General features: G+C 71.0%; 19 protein-coding genes. 13 read left to right on the top strand and 6 right to left on the bottom strand.

Annotated elements, in window-relative coordinates; genetic code table 11:
• Positions 1-41: 41 nt before the first annotated feature.
• Positions 42-1235 (bottom strand): NADP-dependent malic enzyme, encoded by a 1194-nt coding sequence (locus tag ACFV1L_RS27460; RefSeq protein WP_380370559.1) that lies wholly within the window; start codon positions 1233-1235, stop codon positions 42-44.
• A 565-nt stretch (positions 1236-1800) separates the two neighbouring features.
• Between ACFV1L_RS27460 and ACFV1L_RS27465 the strand changes: the two genes are divergently transcribed.
• The 5 genes from ACFV1L_RS27465 to ACFV1L_RS27485 all read left to right on the top strand — a co-directional run bounded on the left by ACFV1L_RS27465 (position 1801) and on the right by ACFV1L_RS27485 (position 6456).
• Positions 1801-2727 (top strand): ABC transporter substrate-binding protein, encoded by a 927-nt coding sequence (locus ACFV1L_RS27465; RefSeq protein ID WP_380370561.1) that lies wholly within the window; start codon positions 1801-1803, stop codon positions 2725-2727.
• Positions 2728-3031: 304 nt separating this feature from the next.
• Positions 3032-3931 (top strand): ABC transporter substrate-binding protein, encoded by a 900-nt coding sequence (locus ACFV1L_RS27470; protein ID WP_380370564.1) that lies wholly within the window; start codon positions 3032-3034, stop codon positions 3929-3931.
• 79 nt (positions 3932-4010) lie between these two features.
• Entirely contained in the window at positions 4011-4907 is an 897-nt protein-coding gene (locus ACFV1L_RS27475) for an amino acid ABC transporter permease (protein ID WP_380370567.1), read from the top strand.
• A complete protein-coding gene (locus ACFV1L_RS27480) occupies positions 4904-5692 on the top strand; it encodes an amino acid ABC transporter ATP-binding protein (protein ID WP_380370569.1) in 789 nt (262 codons plus the stop codon). The genes ACFV1L_RS27475 and ACFV1L_RS27480 overlap by 4 nt, the downstream gene beginning before the upstream one ends.
• A 170-nt stretch (positions 5693-5862) precedes the next feature.
• Positions 5863-6456 (top strand): CGNR zinc finger domain-containing protein, encoded by a 594-nt coding sequence (locus ACFV1L_RS27485; RefSeq protein ID WP_380370572.1) that lies wholly within the window; start codon positions 5863-5865, stop codon positions 6454-6456.
• A 7-nt stretch (positions 6457-6463) separates the two neighbouring features.
• Here ACFV1L_RS27485 and sodX read toward each other — a convergent pair whose 3' ends face one another.
• Positions 6464-6871, bottom strand: coding sequence for a nickel-type superoxide dismutase maturation protease (gene sodX, locus ACFV1L_RS27490; RefSeq protein ID WP_380370573.1), 408 nt, complete (start codon positions 6869-6871; stop codon positions 6464-6466).
• A 104-nt stretch (positions 6872-6975) separates the two neighbouring features.
• On the opposite strand from sodX, the gene sodN reads away from it, so the two are divergent.
• From sodN to ACFV1L_RS27520, 6 genes are all read left to right on the top strand, one after another.
• Positions 6976-7371 (top strand): superoxide dismutase, Ni, encoded by a 396-nt coding sequence (gene sodN / locus ACFV1L_RS27495; protein WP_380370575.1) that lies wholly within the window; start codon positions 6976-6978, stop codon positions 7369-7371.
• Between the two features lie 135 nt (positions 7372-7506).
• Entirely contained in the window at positions 7507-7854 is a 348-nt protein-coding gene (locus tag ACFV1L_RS27500; RefSeq protein WP_380370578.1) for a GntR family transcriptional regulator, read from the top strand.
• The gene (locus tag ACFV1L_RS27505) at positions 7851-8834 is read left to right on the top strand and encodes a DUF1648 domain-containing protein (RefSeq protein ID WP_380370579.1); all 984 of its coding nucleotides are present in this window, start codon (positions 7851-7853) and stop codon (positions 8832-8834) included. The genes ACFV1L_RS27500 and ACFV1L_RS27505 overlap by 4 nt, the downstream gene beginning before the upstream one ends.
• Before the next feature lie 117 nt (positions 8835-8951).
• Positions 8952-9431: a GNAT family N-acetyltransferase gene (locus ACFV1L_RS27510; protein ID WP_380370582.1), complete on the top strand. Its 480-nt coding sequence runs from the start codon at positions 8952-8954 to the stop codon at positions 9429-9431.
• A 172-nt stretch (positions 9432-9603) separates the two neighbouring features.
• Positions 9604-10017 (top strand): anti-sigma regulatory factor, encoded by a 414-nt coding sequence (locus ACFV1L_RS27515; RefSeq protein ID WP_380370585.1) that lies wholly within the window; start codon positions 9604-9606, stop codon positions 10015-10017.
• Between the two features lie 37 nt (positions 10018-10054).
• Positions 10055-11029, top strand: coding sequence for an RNA polymerase sigma factor SigF (locus tag ACFV1L_RS27520; RefSeq protein WP_380370588.1), 975 nt, complete (start codon positions 10055-10057; stop codon positions 11027-11029).
• Positions 11030-11093: 64 nt separating this feature from the next.
• On the opposite strand, the gene ACFV1L_RS27525 is transcribed toward ACFV1L_RS27520, so the two are convergent.
• The gene (locus tag ACFV1L_RS27525; protein ID WP_380370590.1) at positions 11094-11513 is read right to left on the bottom strand and encodes a hypothetical protein; all 420 of its coding nucleotides are present in this window, start codon (positions 11511-11513) and stop codon (positions 11094-11096) included.
• Between the two features lie 51 nt (positions 11514-11564).
• Here ACFV1L_RS27525 and ACFV1L_RS27530 point away from each other — a divergent pair, with 51 nt between their 5' ends.
• Complete coding sequence (locus ACFV1L_RS27530; protein ID WP_380370592.1) at positions 11565-12536, top strand: diacylglycerol/lipid kinase family protein; 972 nt, start codon at positions 11565-11567, stop codon at positions 12534-12536.
• A 343-nt stretch (positions 12537-12879) separates the two neighbouring features.
• Entirely contained in the window at positions 12880-13131 is a 252-nt protein-coding gene (locus tag ACFV1L_RS27535) for a WhiB family transcriptional regulator (protein WP_014138019.1), read from the top strand.
• A gap of 319 nt (positions 13132-13450) precedes the next feature.
• Here the strand turns inward: ACFV1L_RS27535 and ACFV1L_RS27540 are convergent, their stop codons facing one another.
• The 3 genes from ACFV1L_RS27540 to ACFV1L_RS27550 form a co-directional block, all read right to left on the bottom strand.
• Positions 13451-14971: a sensor histidine kinase gene (locus ACFV1L_RS27540; RefSeq protein ID WP_380370594.1), complete on the bottom strand. Its 1521-nt coding sequence runs from the start codon at positions 14969-14971 to the stop codon at positions 13451-13453.
• Between the two features lie 421 nt (positions 14972-15392).
• A complete protein-coding gene (locus ACFV1L_RS27545) occupies positions 15393-16451 on the bottom strand; it encodes an SIS domain-containing protein (protein ID WP_380370595.1) in 1059 nt (352 codons plus the stop codon).
• A gap of 186 nt (positions 16452-16637) precedes the next feature.
• On the bottom strand, positions 16638-17945 hold the full coding sequence (locus tag ACFV1L_RS27550; RefSeq protein WP_380370597.1) for a sugar transporter: 1308 nt from the start codon (positions 17943-17945) through the stop codon (positions 16638-16640).
• Positions 17946-18373: the final 428 nt, after the last annotated feature.

Consider the following 18373-nt stretch of genomic DNA (forward strand, 5'->3'; position numbering starts at 1 on the left):
GGCGCGGGGGACTGCGCAGTCCCCCGCGCCCGGGCGGTCGCTCACACCCGGGCCAGGCCCTCGGCCCTCGCGGCCTCCGCGACCGCGCGGGTGACCGCCGGGGCGACCCGCTCGTCGAACGGGGACGGGATGACCTTCTGCGGGGTCAGCTCGTCGGCGACGACGCCCGCCAGGGCCTTCGCCGCGGCGAGCTTCATGCCCTCGGAGATCCGGCTGGCCCGGACCGACAGCGCGCCGGCGAAGATGCCCGGGAAGGCCAGCACGTTGTTGATCTGGTTCGGGAAGTCGGAGCGCCCGGTGGCGACCACGGCGGCGTGGCGGTGCGCGACCTCGGGGTGGATCTCCGGGGTCGGGTTGGCCATCGCGAAGATGAAACAGCCGGGCGCCATGGTGGCGACGGCCTCCTCGGGGACGGTGCCGCCGGAGACGCCGATGAAGACGTCCGCGCCGTTCAGCGCGTCGGCGAGGCTGCCCTTGAGGCCGGTGCGGTTGGTGAGCGCGGCGATCTCCGCCTTGACGTCCGTGAGGTCGCCGCGGCCCTCGTACACCACGCCGCGGCGGTCGCAGACGGCGACGTCGCCGATGCCGGCGGCGAGCAGCATCTTGGCGATCGCGATGCCGGCCGCGCCGGCGCCGGAGATGACCGCCCGCAGGTCGCCGATCTCACGGTTCGTCACCTTGGCGGCGTTCCACAGGGCGGCGGTGGTGACGATCGCGGTGCCGTGCTGGTCGTCGTGGAAGACCGGGATGTCGAGCCGCTCCTGGAGCTGCTTCTCGATCTCGAAGCAGCGCGGGGCGGAGATGTCCTCCAGGTTGACGCCGCCGAAGGACGGGGCCAGCCGGACCACGGTCTCGACGATCTCGTCGACCTCGGTGCAGGCCAGCGCGATCGGCACCGCGTCGACGCCGCCGAACTGCTTGAACAGGATGGCCTTGCCCTCCATGACGGGCAGCGAGGCCTCGGGGCCGATGTCGCCGAGGCCGAGCACCGCGGTGCCGTCGGTGACGACGGCGACGGTGTTGGCCTTCCAGGTGTAGTCGTTGACCAGAGCGGGCTGCTCGGCGATGGCTGTGCAGACCCGGGCGACCCCGGGGGTGTAGGCGAGGGACAGGTCGTCCGCGTCGCGCACGGGAACGGTGGCCCGGACTTCCATCTTTCCGCCGCGGTGCAGCGCGAAGACGGCGTCGACCGGATCGTCCGTGCTCTGGGTGTCGGTGATGATCTCCGCTGCCACAATGACCTCTTCGTCATATCAGCGAAGGCGCGCTTCCGACGGACTTCGACCCGCTCCGCGCGCCGGTGCGCGAAGGCGGGCACGCCGTCGTCGGCGTACCCGTGGCCGGGTCGGGGCGCTGCCGTCGGGCGGGCGCCCTCGGGTGAGGGTTTTCGGTGTTCTGCGCTGTTCGTCGGGACACCGGCATCGCACCGTGCGCCGGGTCCGTCTTGTTCCGCGTGGCCCCCGAAGCGAGGGGTCCGCAGGCACTCGCAGGAGTGAACGCAGACACGGAGGGGAGCTGGTGCTTCGGATACGGAGCCGGTGACGGCTTCCGTTCGTTCGCACCCCGGCCCTGTGGCGAACCGGCGGTCTGAGTTCTGCGTCGGGGGTCACCCGTTAGCAGATTCTGACACACCCGCGACCTGAGACCTCAGGGCGGGATGGCAGTATCCGGAGTTCCACCACCGTTGTCCGGACGTTCCCACGCCTTTGAGGTCGCGTCCGGACAGCCACCACGCCCGGTCGCACACTCCCGCGCACCGTGTCGGGGACCCGCACCACCTCTCCCACAGGAGGACCCGTCATGTCGTTGGCCACCCACCCCTCCGGTTCCGGCTCCCGGCTCCGACTCGCCGTCGTCGCCGCGGCGGGTTCACTGCTGCTGGCCGCGTGCGGCAGCTCCTCGTCGGGCGGTTCGGTGGCCTCCGACCTGCACGACCAGCTGCCCGAGCAGGTGCGCTCCTCGGGAGTGCTGCGGATCGGCACCGACCTGAGCTACGCCCCGATCGGGTTCAAGAACGCGAACGGCAAGCCGGACGGGCTGGACGTGGACCTGGCGAACGCGCTGGCCGGCGTGCTCGGGGTGCGGGTGCAGTTCAACGAGGTGCCGTTCGACCGGCTGTTCCTGGGCCTGCAGGCGCGCGAGTTCGACGTGGTGATGTCGGGGATGACCGACAACCTGCAGCGCCGGGACGGCACCGACGACCAGGCCCGGAAGATGAACTCCGGCGTGGACTTCGTGGACTACTTCATCACCGGCACCTCGATCGTGGTGGCGAAGGGCAACCCGCAGAAGATCTCCTCGCTGGACGACCTGTGCGGCCGGACGGTGGCGCTCCAGCGCGGCACCGTGCAGGCGTCGCTGGCGGAGCGTCAGGCCGGGCTGTGCGAGAAGACCCGCAAGAAGCTGACCATCCAGGAGACCGACACCGACGACCAGGCGCTGGCCCTGGTGGCGCAGGGCAGAGCGGCGGCCGACCTGAGCGACACGCCGGCGGCGTCGTACGCGGCGCAGCAGGGCCGGGCCGGGGCGCAGTTCCAGCTGACCGGCCAGCAGATGCAGGCGGGGCCGTACGGGATCGCGCTGTCCAAGGAGGACACCGCGCTGCGGGACGTCCTGGCGAAGGCGCTCGACCGGGTGATCCGCAGCGGCGACTACGACAAGATCCTGGCGAAGTGGGGCCTGTCGGCGGGGGCCGCGCAGAACGCGGTGGTGAACGGGGGCTTCTAGCCGCCGGCGGCGACACGTGGGGGGTCGGGCCGTGAATGGCCCGGGCCCCGTCACGTCCAGTGTGCATACTTATGCGCCATGTGACATGGCCAGGCAAATAGTCCGAATAGCGGACACATGGTGGTCCTGTTATCCGATTTTGATCTGATCCACGGTCCGATTGGCCGCACACGGTGGCAGGATTCCCACACATCGGATCCACCTGTCACCTCGGCGGAGGGTGGCGCGCACCGACCCCGCTGTAATCGCACCGCTCCCCCAGGCGGCGCAGACCCCGTCCGACTCCCAGGAGGAGATCCCCCTCATGACCGCTCGTTCCTCGCGCACCCGGCTGATCGCCGCGGCCGCCGTCCTGTCGACCGGCTCCCTGCTCCTCACCGCGTGCGGAAGCGGCGGAAGCGGCTCCTCCGGCGGCGCCGACGCCTCGGCGCCGCTGTACGGCAAGCTTCCCGCCGAGGTTCAGAAGGCCGGCGTCGTCAAGGTCGGCTCGGAAGTGGCCTACGCCCCCGTGGAGTACAAGCAGGGCGAGAAGATCGTCGGCATCGACCCCGACCTGGCGGACGCGCTCGGCAAGCAGCTGGGCGTCAAGTTCCAGATCCAGGACGCCGGCTTCGACACCCTGATCACCTCGCTCGGCACCAAGCGGATCGACGTGATCATGTCCGCGATGACGGACAACAAGGAGCGCCAGGGCAAGGGCGTCGAGTTCGTCGACTACTTCAAGGCCGGCACCTCGATCCTGACCCAGAAGGGCAACCCGAAGGGCATCCACTCGCTCGACGACCTGTGCGGCCAGACCGTCGCCCTGCAGAAGGCGACCGTCAACGAGGACACCGCGAAGGCCCAGTCCGAGAAGTGCACCGCGGCGGGCAAGGGAGCGATCACCATCCAGGGGTACGAGCACGACGGCGAGGCCCTGCTCAAGCTGAAGTCCGGCGCCGCGGTCGCCGACCTCAACGACTACCCGGTGGCCGCCTACAACGCGCAGACGTCCGGCGGCGGCAAGGACTTCGAGGTCGTGGGCGAGCAGATCGACCCGGGCCTGTACGGCATCGGCGTGGCCAAGGACAACACCCAGCTCCGCGACGCCATAAAGGCCGGCGTGGAAGCCCTGATCGCCAACGGCGAGTACGCCAAGATCCTCGACAAGTACAACGTGAAGCTCGGTGCGGTCAGCTCCGTGACCGTCAACGGCGGTTCCTGATCCGCACCCGGGTGGGCACCCGGCGGTGTCCACCCGGCGGGCCCCTGCAATCCGCCGTCCGCCCGAGAGGCTCTTTCCCATGACATCTGTCAAAACCGATGCCGACGAGTTCCCTGCCAAGCACGCGATCAAGGCGATCCCGGTGCGCCACTACGGCCGGTGGGTGTCGGCCGTCGTCGTGCTCCTCCTGCTGGCCGCGCTGGTCGCGGCGTTCGCCGGCGCCGCCATCCAGTGGTCGATCACCGGCGACAACCTCTTCACCTCGGCATCGATCTCGGGGGCCTGGCACACCCTGCTGATCAGTGTCTGCGCGATGGCGCTGGGCCTGCTCCTCGGGGTGATCGCAGCCGTGATGCGGCTGTCGCAGAACCCCGTCACCTCCTCGGTGGCGTGGGGCTACATCTGGCTGTTCCGCGGCACCCCGGTCCTGGTCCAGCTGCTGATCTGGTGGAACCTCGCGCTGGTCTTCCCCACCATGTTCGGCGTCTCGACCAACACCCTCATCACGCCCTTCGTCGCCGCCCTCCTCGGCCTCGGCATCAACGAGGGCGCCTACATGGCCGAGATCGTCCGGGCGGGCATCCAGTCGGTGGACGAGGGACAGACCGAGGCGGCGCACGCGCTCGGCCTCTCCCGGGCGAAGACCATGCGGCGCATCGTCCTCCCCCAGGCCATGCGCGTCATCGTTCCGCCCACGGGCAACGAGTTCATCAACATGCTGAAGACCTCGTCGCTCGCGTACGTGGTGACCTACGGCGAGCTCATGACCAAGGCCAAGGACGTCTACACGAACAACCTGGCGGTCATGGAACTGCTCTTCGTCGCCTGCTTCTGGTACCTGGTGCTCACCACGATCTTCAGCATCGGCCAGTACTACCTGGAGCGTTACTACGCGAAGGGCGCCACCCGCACGCTGCCACCGACTCCGCTGCAGAAGATCAAGACGAACCTGCTCTCCCTTGGGCGTGCGCGATGACCGATTTCCAGAAGCCCGCTTCCGGCCAGGTCCTGGTCAAGGCCGAAGGGGTCCGCAAGTCCTACGGCCCGCTCGAAGTCCTCAAGGGCATCGACCTGGAGGTCCGCACCGGTGAGGTGTTCTGCCTCGTCGGCCCGTCCGGCTCCGGCAAGTCGACGTTCCTCCGGTGCATCAACCACCTGGAGAAGATCAACGCCGGCCGGCTCTCGGTCGACGGCCAGCTGGTCGGCTACCGCGAGAAGGGCGGCCGGCTCTACGAGCTGAAGGACAGCGAGGTCGCCCTCCAGCGCCGCGACATCGGCATGGTGTTCCAGCGCTTCAACCTCTTCCCGCACATGACGGTGCTGGAGAACGTCATCGAGGCCCCCGTCCAGGTCAAGGGCGCGGCGCGGGCGGCGGCGAAGGAGAGGGCCCGCGAGCTGCTGGCGAGGGTCGGCCTGGCCGACAAGGCGGACAACTACCCCGCCCAGCTCTCCGGCGGCCAGCAGCAGCGCGTCGCCATCGCCCGCGCGCTCGCGATGGAGCCGAAGCTGATGCTCTTCGACGAGCCGACCTCCGCGCTCGACCCGGAGCTGGTGGGCGACGTCCTGGACGTCATGCGGCAGCTCGCGGAGGACGGGATGACCATGATCGTGGTCACCCACGAGATGGCGTTCGCCCGCGAGGTCGGTGACGCCCTGGTCTTCATGGACGGCGGCGTGGTCGTGGAGTCCGGCCACCCCCGCGAGGTGCTCACCAACCCGCAGCACGACCGCACGAAGGCGTTCCTGTCCAGGGTCCTCTAGTACCCGCCGAGGTCCCGCTCCGTGGTCGCGGAGCGGGACCTCGCCGTGTCGGGGCCCGGCCGCGCCGCCGTTCCGGTGCCCGGCCGGGCGGTTCTCGCAGGCCCGCTTCCACCGGGGACGTAATACCCTTAAGGCAGCACGCCCGTTACACCTGCCCGGAAGGACCCCCCGTGGAGCTCGCCTCGTACGCCGACTTCGCCGTCCGGCTGGTCAACAGCGAGGAGCCGGACCGCGGCACCGACAGCCTCGGCTCGGTGGACGCCGTCCGGGCCCTGTTCGGCGCCCCCTCCCGGGCCTCCGCGCTCGCCGACGAGTCCGACCTGCCCCGGCTGCGCGCCGTCCGGACCAGGCTGCGCGGCGTCTTCGAGGCCGCCGCCGAGGGCGAGGACGTGCGCGCCGTCGACCTGCTGAACAGCCTGATGGTGGAGTACCCCGTCAGCCCGCTGGTCTCCGGCCACGACGACCTGGACGACACCGGCCGCCCCAACTGGCACCTGCACCTGGCCGACAACGCGCCGACCGCGGCCGCCAACTACGCCGCCGTCGCCTGCATGGGGCTGGCCATCCACCTCACCGCACTGGGCGTCGACCGGCTCGGCATCTGCCAGGCCTCGCCGTGCCGCAACGCCTACCTGGACACCTCCACCAACCGGTCCCGCCGCTACTGCTCGGACCGCTGCGCCACCCGCGCCAACGTGGCCGCCTACCGGGCCCGCAAGCGCCAGGAGGCCCAGCGGGCACTGGCCACCGCCGCCCAGGGCTGAGCGGCCGTCAGAGGTCCGCCTCCAGCGGTGCGCTGACGCCCAGTCGTTCGGCCAGCCACGCCGGACGCCCGGTCAGCGCGCGCTCCAGCCGCCGCCCGGGGGCCAGCCAGGCCGGCCGGGGCGCGAGCCGCAGCAGCACCCGGCCGAGCACCAACTCGTCCGGGACCGCGCCGTATTCGCGGCTGTCGGTGTGCACCAGCGGGTTGTCGGAGAGCATCCACCAGCCGCCCGGACGGCGCCCGACCGCCCGCTTCACCACCAGCAGGTCCTGCTGCAGGGGGTGCCGGAACAGCGCCACGGCGCCCGGACGGAGCGGGGCCCCGTAGCGCACCAGCACCCGGTCGCCGTCGGACAGCAGCCGGCGCATCGACGGCCCGGCGATGTCGGCCACGCCGAGCGGTGTCCCAAATCGCACGATTCTGACTCCTTCTTTTGCCCTAGGCCCCCGGGGCGACGGCGAATTCGGCCCGTCGTGAGGGTAATCTCGGGCGCGGGAAGACGATCTAAGGAAGGACCCCCATGTTCTCTCGTCTGTTTGCTCCGCGAGTCACCGCCCACGCGCACTGCGACCTGCCGTGCGGCGTCTACGACCCGGCCCAGGCCCGGATCGAGGCCGAGTCCGTGAAGGCCACTCAGGAGAAGTACCAGGCCAACGAGGACGCCGAGTTCCGCGCGCGCGCCATCGTCATCAAGGAGGAGCGCGCCGAGCTGGTCAAGCACCACCTCTCCGTGCTGCACACCGACTACTTCAAGGCCCCGCACTTCGAGGCCTACCCGGGCCTGCACGACCTGTTCAACCGTGCCGGCAAGGCCGCCTCGGCCGCCAAGGCGTCCACCGACCCGGCGACCGGCCAGGCCCTGCTGGACCTGATCGCCGAGATCGACACCATCTTCTGGGAGACCAAGAAGGCCTGACACCGCGTCAGCCCTCCCTCCGGCCGGAACCCGGCCGCCATCGCCCCGTCCGCGGGGCACGGCGGTCGGGTTCCGCGTTTTCCGGGGCCGCCCGCCCCGCCGCACGGCACTAATGGTGCTATCGTCATTAGCACCATGTTGCTTCGTCTGGACAAACGGGACGGCCGCCCCCTGCACGAGCAGGTCGCGGCCGCCGTCCGCCGAGCGATCGCCGAGGGCGAGTGCCGGCCCGGGGACCGCCTGCCCTCCGCCCGCGACCTCGCGCAGGCCCTCGACCTCAACGTCAACACCGTCCTGCGGGGGCTGCGCAGCCTCCGCGACGACGGCGTGCTGGAGTTCCGCCGGGGCCGCGGCGTGACCGTCGCGGACCACGCCGACGACCGCTCCGGACTGCTGGAACACGCCCGGGCGCTGGTCGCCGAGGCCGCCCGCCTCGGCTACAGCAGGGCCGACCTCATCGACCTGATCAGGGGGATACCGTGACCGACCCCGCACGAGCACCGCACACCGGCCGCCGCCTGGGCGCCGCCTGGGCGGTCGGCCTGACGGCACTGATCGCCGCCCTGCCGTGGACGGCGGCGGGGCGGCTGCCCGACCGGCTGGCCACCCACTGGAGCGGCGGCGGCACGCCGAACGGCTCGATGCCGCTGTGGGCGGCCTCGGTCGTCCCCGCCGCGCTGTGGGCCGTCCTGGCCGGCGCCGTGCTGCTGTCCGTGCGCCGGGGCGGCGCCCTCGCCGCCGGCCGGGCCGCGCCCGCGCTGCTGTTCGGCGGCGTGCTGCTCACCGGCGCGCAGGCCTCGGTGGTGCGCGCCAACGTCGACCGCGAGCACTGGCAGCAGGCGCACCAGCCGGTGGGCTGGGTCGTCGGGGTGGTCGTGGCGGCGCTGCTGGCCGGCGCCGTCGGCGTGCTGCTCGGCCGCCGGCACCGGCCCGCGGCGGCGCCCGCCGGGCCGGCCGGGCCGGTGCTGGACCTGCCGGAGGGCGAGCGGCTGGTGTGGTTCTCCCACACCGCCAACCCGTGGCTGCTGGCGCTGGCGGCCGGGTTCGGCCTGGCGGCGGTGGCGGCCGCGCTGGCGCTGGTCGGCGGTCTGGCCCCGGCCGGGCCGGGCTGGACGCTGCTGGCCGTGTCCACGGTGGTCGCGGTCGCCGGGGCGGTCTGCTCGTCGGTGCGGGCCCGGGTCTCGGAGCGGGGCCTGGAGGTGGCGTTCGGCCCGTTCGGCCGGCCGGTGCGCCGCTGGGCGGCCGACGAGATCGAGTCCGCCCGCGCCGAGCACCGCACCGCCGCCCAGGTCGGCGGCTGGGGCTACCGGCTGAGCAGCCTGGGCACCACGGTGATGCTGCGCGGCGGCGAGTGCCTGGTGGTCCGGATCCGCGGCCGGGCGGCCGAGTTCGCGGTCAGCGTGGACGACGCCGAACGCGGCGCCGCGCTGCTGAACGCGCTGAACTCGCGCCGGGCGCACTGACGTTCGGCCGAACGCGCCGGGCTCGGGCGGCTCCGCCCGGGCCCGGGATTGTCCCGGGGATTTCCCGGGCACAATGCCCTTTCCGGATGGAGGGGGGACATGAGTACGCTCGATCGTATGATCCGCACCGCGACTCCCGCCGACGTCCCCGTCATCCACACCATGATCCGCGAGCTCGCCGACTACGAGAAGGCCCTGCACGAGGCCCGGGCCACCGAGGAGCAGCTGCACGACGCGCTGTTCGGCGAGCACCCCGCGCTGTTCGGCCTGATCGCCGAGGACGAGTCGGGCGAGCCGGCCGGTTTCGCCCTGTGGTTCCGCAACTTCTCGACCTGGCGCGGCACCCACGGCATCTACCTGGAGGACCTGTACGTCTCCCCCGACAAGCGCGGCGGCGGCCACGGCAAGGCGCTGCTCACCGAGCTGGCCCGGATCTGCGTGGAGCGCGGCTACCACCGGCTGGAGTGGTCGGTGCTGGACTGGAACGAGCCGTCGATCGGCTTCTACAAGTCGCTGGGCGCGGTCCCGATGGACGAGTGGACGGTCTTCCGGCTCACCGACGGCGCGCTCGCCGAGCTGGGCTCCACGCCCCGCTGAGCGCAAGGCAGTTCGATCCCTGATCCCTCGTTCCCGTGACGGTGGACGGAGATCACGACAGACCGGCCCCGGGCGCGGTAACGTCTCGGGGCACAAGGCAGTTGAACCGATGGCAGTGGTGGTGGCGGGGCCGTCCGGGCCCCAAGCACCGAGCGTCACCCAGGAGGTGAGGGTGTCCCAGATCGACGGCGAGCCCGGAGTGAAGGACTTCGTTGAGGTCCGGCTGCCCGCGGCGGGCGCCTACCTCTCGGTGCTGCGGACGGCCACGGCCGGCCTCGCGGCACGGCTGGACTTCACCCTGGACGAGATCGAGGATCTCCGCATCGCGGTGGACGAGGCGTGCGCGATCCTGCTCCAACAGGCCGTTCCCGGCTCGATCCTGAGCTGCGAGTTCCGCCTGGTCGGCGACGCGCTGCGGGTCACCGTGTCCGCGCCGACCACCGACGGGCGGGCCCCGGAGCGGGACACCTTCGCCTGGACGGTGCTCTCCGCGCTGGCCGGCGAGGTGGACTCCGCGGTGGCCGCGGACAACACCGTCTCGATCAGCCTGCACAAGAAGCGCGGCGGGTCGCCGGGCCAGCCGTAGGTAGTGACGTGTTCTCGGAACGGAACGGGTGATCGCCGTGAGTGATCTGGACCGCACAGTTGCCGTCGTACCTCCGCAGGCGAGCGTTTCCCGCACCGCCACCCCTGACGAAGCCCTCCCGAAGGACCCCAGCCGGATGAGCCAGCCGACCGACCCGAAGCCCGAGCGGCCCGCGGCCGAGCCCGAGGAGGACGGCCCGGCGGCCGCCGCCGAGGCCGTCCGCTCGACCGTGCCGGCACAGGGGCACCGCAGCGGCGCGCCGGACCGCGAGGCGGCCCGGGCGCTGTTCGTGCGGCTGTCCGAGCTGCCGGAGGGGTCGCCGGAGCGGGTGGAGATCCGCAACCAGCTGGTCCGGATGCACATCCCGCTGGTCGAGCACCTGGCCCGCCGGTTCCGCAACCGCGGCGAGCCGCTGGACGACCTGACCCAGGTCGCCACCATCGGCCTGATCAAGTCGGTGGACCGCTTCGACCACGAGCGGGGCGTGGAGTTCTCGACCTACGCGACGCCCACCATCGTCGGCGAGATCAAGCGGCACTTCCGCGACAAGGGCTGGGCGGTGCGGGTGCCGCGCCGGCTGCAGGAGCTGCGGCTGTCGCTGACCACGGCGACCAGCGAGCTGTCCCAGCGGCACGGCCGCTCCCCCACGGTGCACGAGCTGGCCGAGCACCTGGGCATCTCCGAGGAGGACGTGCTGGAGGGCCTGGAGTCCGCCAACGCGTACTCCACGCTGTCGCTGGACGTCCCGGACAGCGACGACGAGTCGCCGGCCGTGGCGGACACCCTGGGCGCCACCGACGAGGCGCTGGAGGGCGTCGAGTACCGCGAGTCGCTGAAGCCGCTGCTGGCCCAACTGCCGCCCCGGGAGCAGAAGATCCTGGTGCTGCGGTTCTTCCGGAACATGACGCAGTCGCAGATCGCGGCCGAGGTCGGCATCTCGCAGATGCACGTCTCCCGGCTGCTGGCCCGCACCCTGGCGCAGCTGCGCGAGAAGCTGCTGGTCGAGGAGTGACCGCCCCGTACGCGCCGCAGGGCCCGTCCCCGATCCCGGGGGCGGGCCCTGCGCGTGGCGGCGGCTACTGCTCGCCGTAGAGCACCGCGGTGACCCGCGGGTTGAGCAGGGCGACGATGCCGACCAGGCCGAGCACGCCGATCGCGGCGCCGACGGCGACCATCGCGCCGCCGGACTGCCACATGTAGTAGGCGACGGGCAGGCAGATGGAGTTGGTGAGCACGGCGGGGCTGCGGCCCCACTTCTGCCCGCGCAGCAGGCCGCGGCCGGCCAGCAGCGGCAGCAGGCCCATGAGCAGCAGCACGGCGCCGCCCATCTCGGTGCGGCCGAAGGCGGCGTCGTCGCCGGCGAAGCCGGAGACCAGGTCGTAGATCCCCCAGCCCGCCATCGCCGCGCCCTCCAGCGCGGTGATGCCCGCGCCGACGAGCAGCGGGACGGGCCGGTCGGGTGCGGGAGCGGTGGCGGGAGCGGATTCAGCGGTCACCGGGCCAGGGTAACGGTCGTCTTATGTCGGGCGGGTCGTAGGCTGAGCGACATGCGCGCTCTCCTGGTCGTGAACCCGAAGGCGACCACCACCAGTGGCCGGACCCGGGACGTGCTGATCCACGCCCTGCGCAGCGACCTGAAGCTGGACGTCGCGGAGACCGAGTACCGGGGCCACGCCGGCGACCTGGCGCGGCAGGCGGCCGAGGACGGCTCGGTGGACCTGGTGGTGTCGCTGGGCGGCGACGGCACGGTGAACGAGGTCGTGAACGGCCTGCTGGCGCACGGCCCGGGCGAGCGGGTGCCGCGGCTGGCGGTGGTGCCGGGCGGGTCGACCAACGTGTTCGCGCGTGCGCTGGGGCTCCCGAACGATCCGGTGGAGGCCACCGGCGCACTCCTGGACGCGTTGGAGCACCGCCGGGAGCGCGCGATCGGCCTGGGCAAGGCGCTGACCGCCGGCGAGCCGGACCGCTGGTTCACCTTCACGGCCGGACTGGGGTTCGACGCGGGCGTGGTCGGCCGGGTGGAGCGCCAGCGCCGTGCGGGGCGCAAATCCACCCACGCGCTCTATGTCATGGAGGCGCTCCGGCACTACGTCACCGAGCGTGAACACCGTCGTTCGGGCCCGATCTCCCTGGAGATCAACGGGCAGGATCCGGTGACGGGGATGGTGATGGCCATAGTGTCCAACACCTCACCGTGGACCTTTCTGGGTTCCCGTCCGGTCTTCCCCTCGCCCTCGGCGTCGTTCGAAACCGATCTGGACATCTTCGGCATCACTCGAATGACGGCGTTCCGCACCGCCCGGACGGTCCGTCAGATCCTGCGCCCCAAGCCCCCGGCGGAGGCCGGCGCACGCCCCGCCGGCCCGTCCGGCAAGCATCTCGTCTCCTATCACGACGTCAGGCACTTCACCTTGGTTTCACAGGAACCGGCACCGTTTCAGGTCGACGGGGACCACCTTGGAGACAGGAGTCGCGTCAGTTTCACAGGCGTACGACGGGCACTGCGTGTGATTGTGTGACCAGAAGGGGGTCCTCGCCTTGCTCTCGAACGTGCGAGCCCCTTCACCCCATAGAAGTACTGCCTGTGAGGTAGGCGACACCGAAGAATCAAAAATTTCTTGCCGAAGGGGGTTGTATCCGGCTTCGAGGTTTGCGAACCTCTACATGGCGATCGGGACACACCGCAGCGGGACATCGCGGCAGAGTCCCTCGAATCGCCGAACCCCTCTCAGCACAGACCTCCCGGGCCCGGTGGGCCTTTGGTCCCTTTTGCTGTTGCGGGATTCGTGAAAGCGTTCACATTCACAAGCCATTCGAGTGAGTCGCGGGCCACCGCCCGTCGACCGGAGGAGTTGGACGACCATGGACTGGCGCCACCGCGCTGTCTGCCGCGAAGAGGACCCGGAGCTGTTCTTCCCGATCGGGAACACCGGTCCTGCTCTGCTGCAGATCGAGGAAGCCAAGGCCGTGTGCCGCCGTTGCCCCGTCATGGAGCAGTGCCTGCAGTGGGCGCTCGAGACCGGCCAGGACGCCGGCGTCTGGGGCGGAATGAGCGAGGACGAGCGTCGCGCCATGAAGCGCCGCGCTGCCCGCAACCGCGCCCGCACCGCCTGACGCACCATCAGTAGCAGTACGGATCAACCCGCGATCAAGGGTTCGGCCGCGACTGGCCGGCCGAGCCTTCCCGAACGGGCCCCGCTCCACCTGCGGGGTCGACGACGCGAGCCGCCCAGGCACTTGATACTGTTCACTTAGAGCAATATTGTGGACCTGTGGCGCTCACCGTGTGCAACGCACGCGAGGCGCGCGTCGCGCCACACCAGAGCCCCCGTTCCGGCCGACTCCCCCCGACGGCCGGACCGGGTTGAGAGGCCCTGCCGACCCACCCCCCCCGGTCGGCAGGGCCTCGTTTCTGTTGCCCCGTCAACTCCCGCTAGCGGACCGGGATCTCCAGCACCACCTTGGTGCCGCCGCCCGGGGCCGCCACCATGTCGAAGCTGCCGCCGAGTTCGCCGGTGGCCAGGGTGCGGACGATCTGCAGGCCCAGGTTGCCGGCCTGCTGGGGGTCGAAGCCCTCGGGCATGCCGCGGCCGTCGTCCTGCACGGTGATCATCAGGTACTCCTCGGGCCGCACCCCGTTGTTCCAGCTGTCCGACCAGCCCTTGCCGCCGACCGGCGCGCGGCCGCGCAGCGCGCTCACCTCCAGGTTGCCGGAGGCGGACGGGCCGAACGCGTGCTCCAGGGCGTTCTGCATCAGCTCGGTGAGGATCATCGCCAACGGGGTCGCCACCTCGGCGGACAGGATGCCGAACGAGCCGCTGCGGCGGGTCGCCACCCGCCCGTCCTGGGACAGCTCCATCACCATCGCCAGCACCCGGTCGGCGATCTCGTCGAACGCCACCTGCTCGTCCAGCGCCTGCGAGAGCGTCTCGTGCACGATGGCGATCGAGCCGACCCGGCGCACCGCCTCGTCGAGCGCGGCCCGGCCGGCGTCGGACTCCATCCGGCGGGACTGCAGCCGCAGCAGCGCCGCGACCGTCTGCAGGTTGTTCTTCACCCGGTGGTGGATCTCCCGGATGGTGGCGTCCTTGGTCATCAGTTCGCGGTCCCGCCGGCGCAGTTCGGTGACGTCCCGGCAGAGCACCAGGGAGCCGGTGGGCGTCCCCTTGGGCTTCAGCGGGATGGTCCGCAGCGTCACCACGCCGCCCTGCGCCTCCACCTCGGTCTGCCGGGGCGCCCAGCCGCTGGCCATCTTCACCATCGCCTCGTGCACCGCGCCGCGGCTGGGCGGCACCAGTTCGGCGGTGGCCTGGCCGAGGTGACTGCCCACCAGGTCCGTGGTCAGGCCCAGCCGGTGGTACGCCGACAGCGCGTTCGGGCTGGCGTACGTCACCACGCCCTCCGCGTCCAGCCGGATCAGGCCGTCGCCGACCCGCGGCGCGGCGTCCATGTCCGCCTGCTCGGCGCCCGGGAACGGGAACGTGCCGGCGGCGATCATCTGCGCCAGGTCCGAGGCGCTCTGCAGGTAGGTCAGCTCCAGCCGGCTCGGGGTGCGCACCGTCAGCAGGTTGGTGTTCCGGGCGATCACGCCGAGCACCTTGCCGTCCCGTCGCACCGGGATGGACTCCACCCGCACCGGCACCTCCTCCCGCCACTCCGGGTCGCCCTCCCGGACGATCCGCCCCTCGTCGTACGCGGCGTCCAGCAGCGGCCGGCGGCCGCGCGGCACCAGGTGGCCGACCATGTCGTCCTGGTACGAGGTGGGGCCGGTGTTCGGCCGCATCTGGGCCACCGAGACGTACCGGATGCCGTCCCAGGTGGGGATCCACAGCACCAGGTCGGCGAAGGACAGGTCGGAGAGCAGCTGCCACTCCGAGACCAGCAGATGCAGCCACTCCACGTCGGCACCGGTGAGGGTGGTGTGGCGGCGGACGAGTTCGTTCAGCGAGGGCACACCGTGAGCGTATCGCCGACCGCTCGGGGCCACGTTGTCCAGACCAATCGCCACGGGCCTCTGGACAACCCAGATTGGTCTAGTCCACAATGAAGGTGCACCAAGGAGAGGCCCCCCGCGCAACTGCCCTGACCGCGCGAGGCCCCTCCTCGGTCGGAGGCGTCGTTCCGAGGGTCCCGCACAACTCTCGGACGGTCCCCGCCTCCGGCATACAGCTCCGGGCTGCGGTGCCGCACAGGTTGAGGGTCCTGTGTCGGCGCCGTGGCCCGTAGTGTTTTCCGGACGGGAGCGCGAAGGCGGGGCGCGCACACGGCGTGCTTCGCGCCCGTCTCGCGGTTCCCCCCGCCCCGGCTCTCCCGCCCGCGCGTAAAAAGGCCGCCCCCACCGACTTCCGGTGGGGGCGGCCTTCGCGCAGCGGGTCTCAGTGCGTCTCGGTGACCTTCGCCAGGGCCCGCGGCGCGTCCGGGTCCTGCCCGCGGGCGATGGTGACCTCGTACGCGAGGAGCTGCAGCGGCAGGATCTCCAGGATCGGCTGGACCTCCTCGGGCACGCCGGCCGGCAGGGCGAAGCCCGCGCTCGCGGCGTCGACCTGGTCCTGCTGGCCGACCACGACGAGGTCCGCACCGCGGCCGCGCAGGCGGTCCAGGACGGGCTGGAGCGCCTCGCCGCCCTTGCCGTCGGGGACGATCGCGATGACCGGCGAGACGTTGTCGACCATGGCCAGCGGCCCGTGCAGCAGGTCCGCGCCGGAGAACGGGGAGGCCGGGATGTACGTGGTCTCCATCAGCTTCAGCGCGGCCTCGCGGGCCGTCGGGTAGCCGTAGCCGCGCGAGGTGATGACCAGCCGCTGGGCGAACCGGTACCGCTCGGCGAGCGACTTGACCTCGGCCTGGCGGGCCAGGATCCCGGCGGCCAGCTCCGGCAGCACCTTGGCGGCGGCGCCGTCGCCCCCGCGCAGGCCCTCGACGAAGAGGTACAGCGCCAGCAGTTCGGCGGTGTAGGTCTTGGTGGCGGGCAGCGCCTTCTCCGGCCCGGCCAGCACGTCGATGTGGAACTCGGAGACCTCGGCCAGCGGCGAGCCGGCGTTGTTGGTGACCGCCAGGGTGATCGCGCCGGCCTCGCGGGCCGCCTTGGTGGAGGCGACCAGGTCCGGCGAGCCGCCGGACTGGCTGACGGTGATGACCAGGCAGTCGGTGAGGTCCGGCTTGGCGCCGTACGCGGTGGTGGTGGACATCGAGGTGAGGCCGGCGGGCTTGCCGAGCAGCACCTCGATCAGGTACTTGGCGTACAGCGCGGCGTTGTCGGAGGTGCCGCGGGCGGTGAGCAGGACGAACCGCGGGTTGCGGGCGGCGATCTGCTTGGCGATCTCTCGGATCGCCGGCGCACCCTCGTCGAGGATGCGCTGCAGGACGGCCGGCTGCTCGGCCATCTCCGCCGACATGATCCTGCCGGGAACGGAAACAGTCTGCGGGTCGGACATCGGGGTGTGCCTCCGTGGAGAGATGGTTCTACCCCGTGGGGCGGGACGCCCGACGGGGACCTCTGAACGGCGGCGAGTCCGCACCCTCGCTGCGTGGAACTGTTCTGTGCCGATCCTACGTGGACCGGGCCCCGCAGCACACGTCGTGACGGTGCGTCGGGCCCGGTCCGCGGGATCGGCCGGGGGTCAGGACGGGTTGTTGATCAGCTGGTCGATCTGGGCGTCGGCGTCCTTGGTGGCGTCGTCGACGCTCTTGCCCCTGAAGATCGAGTCCAGCATGTTCACCAGGACGTTCTGCTTCTCGACCGCTCCCCAGCCGGGGGCGGCGGGGGTGAACCAGGCGTCCTGGACGGCGTTGGCGGCCGCGGCGGTGGCGGGCTTGTTCTTCAGGGGCGCCAGCTGGGTCAGGTTGTTGGGCAGGGTGTCCTTGTCGGCGAGCACCTGCTCGGACTTGGTGCTGGTGAACATCCGCACCCAGTCGGTGGCGATCGCGGCGTTCTGCGTCTTCGCGGTGACGGCGAGGTCGGAGCCGCCGATGAAGGAGGGCAGCGGCTTGCCGTTCGGGCCGGGCATCGTGACGATCTTCAGCGCGTCCTTGAGCGCCGGGGTGCCGGTGATCGGGGCGATCGCGTCGCCCAGCTCCCAGCCGTTGGCGTAGATCAGGCCGGCCTTCTCGTGGCCGAGCACCCCGGCCTGCTTGGCCTCGTTGACCTTGAGGTCGCCGCTCTTGTTGTACGTCCGGACCAGGTTGACGAAGTGCTGCAGGCCCTGCTGCGACTTGGGGTCGTGCAGGGTGCCGTGCCAGAGGCCGCTGGAGTCGAACTTGGCGATCGAGCCGCCGTACGCGGTGACGTAGGACATCGCGGCGTACCAGTAGGGGCCGGGCAGGTAGAGCGCGGAGAATCCGGGGACGCCCTTGTTCCGCTGGGCCACCTTGTCGAGGGCGGCGGTGAGTTCGTCCTCGGTCTGCGGAAGGTCCGCGGAACCGGTGGCGTCCTGGAACATCTTCGCGTTGTAGACGCCGACCCGGGCGCCCGCGTAATAGGGGACGCAGTAAAGCTTCTGGTTGTACGTGCAGGTGTCGGCGAGACCCTTGATCCAGTTGTCGGAGTTGTCGAATCCGGTGCGGTCGAGGCCCAGCAGCGAGCCGTTCACCATGTACTTCATGGTCTCGGTGTTGCCGAGCTCGACCACGTCGGGCGCCTGGTTGGCCTTGATGGCGGCGTCCAGCTCGGCGATCTTGTTCGCCCAGGTGTGGTAGCTGAGCTTGAGCTCCACCTTGGGGTACTTGGCGGCGAACTGGTCGTTGACCTGCTGGACCAGCTCGGGCCAGCTCTTCTGCGCGTCGTCCATGAGCCACACCGTGACGGTCCCGGTGGCGTTCTTCGGGTCGGCGGTGGCCGAGGGCGCGGCCGACTTCCCGTCGGACGAACAGCCGGCGACGGCGGCCAGCAGAGCGGCGGTGCTGATCGCGGCCAGAACCTGACGCTTCACGCAATCCTCCGAATTAGGTGCGGGGAGGTCTGCGCGGTGGTACAGACCAGCTTTTCCGGATCCTGGCCTAGACCATTTGCAGCGTCAACGCGCGTGATGATTACAACTCCCGCTTGTTGCCGATCCGTTGCCGGTTCCGCCCCGGTCACGTCAATACCGCCGCGGGCCGCTCCTTAGGGCTCACTTAAGGTTCGCTTCAGGCCACGTTGAGCTACCGCCGCCGAGGGCTCGCAGGTGGTCGATTCGTCCCGTCATATCGGGATCCGCCCCCGACTTGGTCCAGTCCAACACGGCCGAGTCAAGCGTTGATAACGGCTTGTGCAGACGCTCTTCGATCCCTTGACGCTCGTCATTGGTCCATGCCAATCTCCAGGCGTTGGTCTAAACCAATGGTCTACTCCACCTCACGGATCGGCCCGCCTGCCCCG

The sequence above is a fragment of the Kitasatospora sp. NPDC059646 genome (assembly GCF_042734615.1).
In the GTDB taxonomy this organism is placed as follows: Bacteria; Actinomycetota; Actinomycetes; order Streptomycetales; family Streptomycetaceae; genus Kitasatospora.

Coding starts and splice junctions, on each gene's coding strand:
- ACFV1L_RS27465 (WP_380370561.1), top strand. CDS start 1,801: ATGTCGTTGGCCACCCACCCCTCCGGTTCCGGCTCCCGGCTCCGACTC.
- ACFV1L_RS27470 (WP_380370564.1), top strand. CDS start 3,032: ATGACCGCTCGTTCCTCGCGCACCCGGCTGATCGCCGCGGCCGCCGTC.
- ACFV1L_RS27475 (WP_380370567.1), top strand. CDS start 4,011: ATGACATCTGTCAAAACCGATGCCGACGAGTTCCCTGCCAAGCACGCG.
- ACFV1L_RS27480 (WP_380370569.1), top strand. CDS start 4,904: ATGACCGATTTCCAGAAGCCCGCTTCCGGCCAGGTCCTGGTCAAGGCC.
- sodN (WP_380370575.1), top strand. CDS start 6,976: ATGTTCTCTCGTCTGTTTGCTCCGCGAGTCACCGCCCACGCGCACTGC.
- ACFV1L_RS27500 (WP_380370578.1), top strand. CDS start 7,507: ATGTTGCTTCGTCTGGACAAACGGGACGGCCGCCCCCTGCACGAGCAG.
- ACFV1L_RS27510 (WP_380370582.1), top strand. CDS start 8,952: ATGATCCGCACCGCGACTCCCGCCGACGTCCCCGTCATCCACACCATG.
- ACFV1L_RS27530 (WP_380370592.1), top strand. CDS start 11,565: ATGCGCGCTCTCCTGGTCGTGAACCCGAAGGCGACCACCACCAGTGGC.
- ACFV1L_RS27535 (WP_014138019.1), top strand. CDS start 12,880: ATGGACTGGCGCCACCGCGCTGTCTGCCGCGAAGAGGACCCGGAGCTG.
- ACFV1L_RS27545 (WP_380370595.1), bottom strand. CDS start 16,451: ATGTCCGACCCGCAGACTGTTTCCGTTCCCGGCAGGATCATGTCGGCG.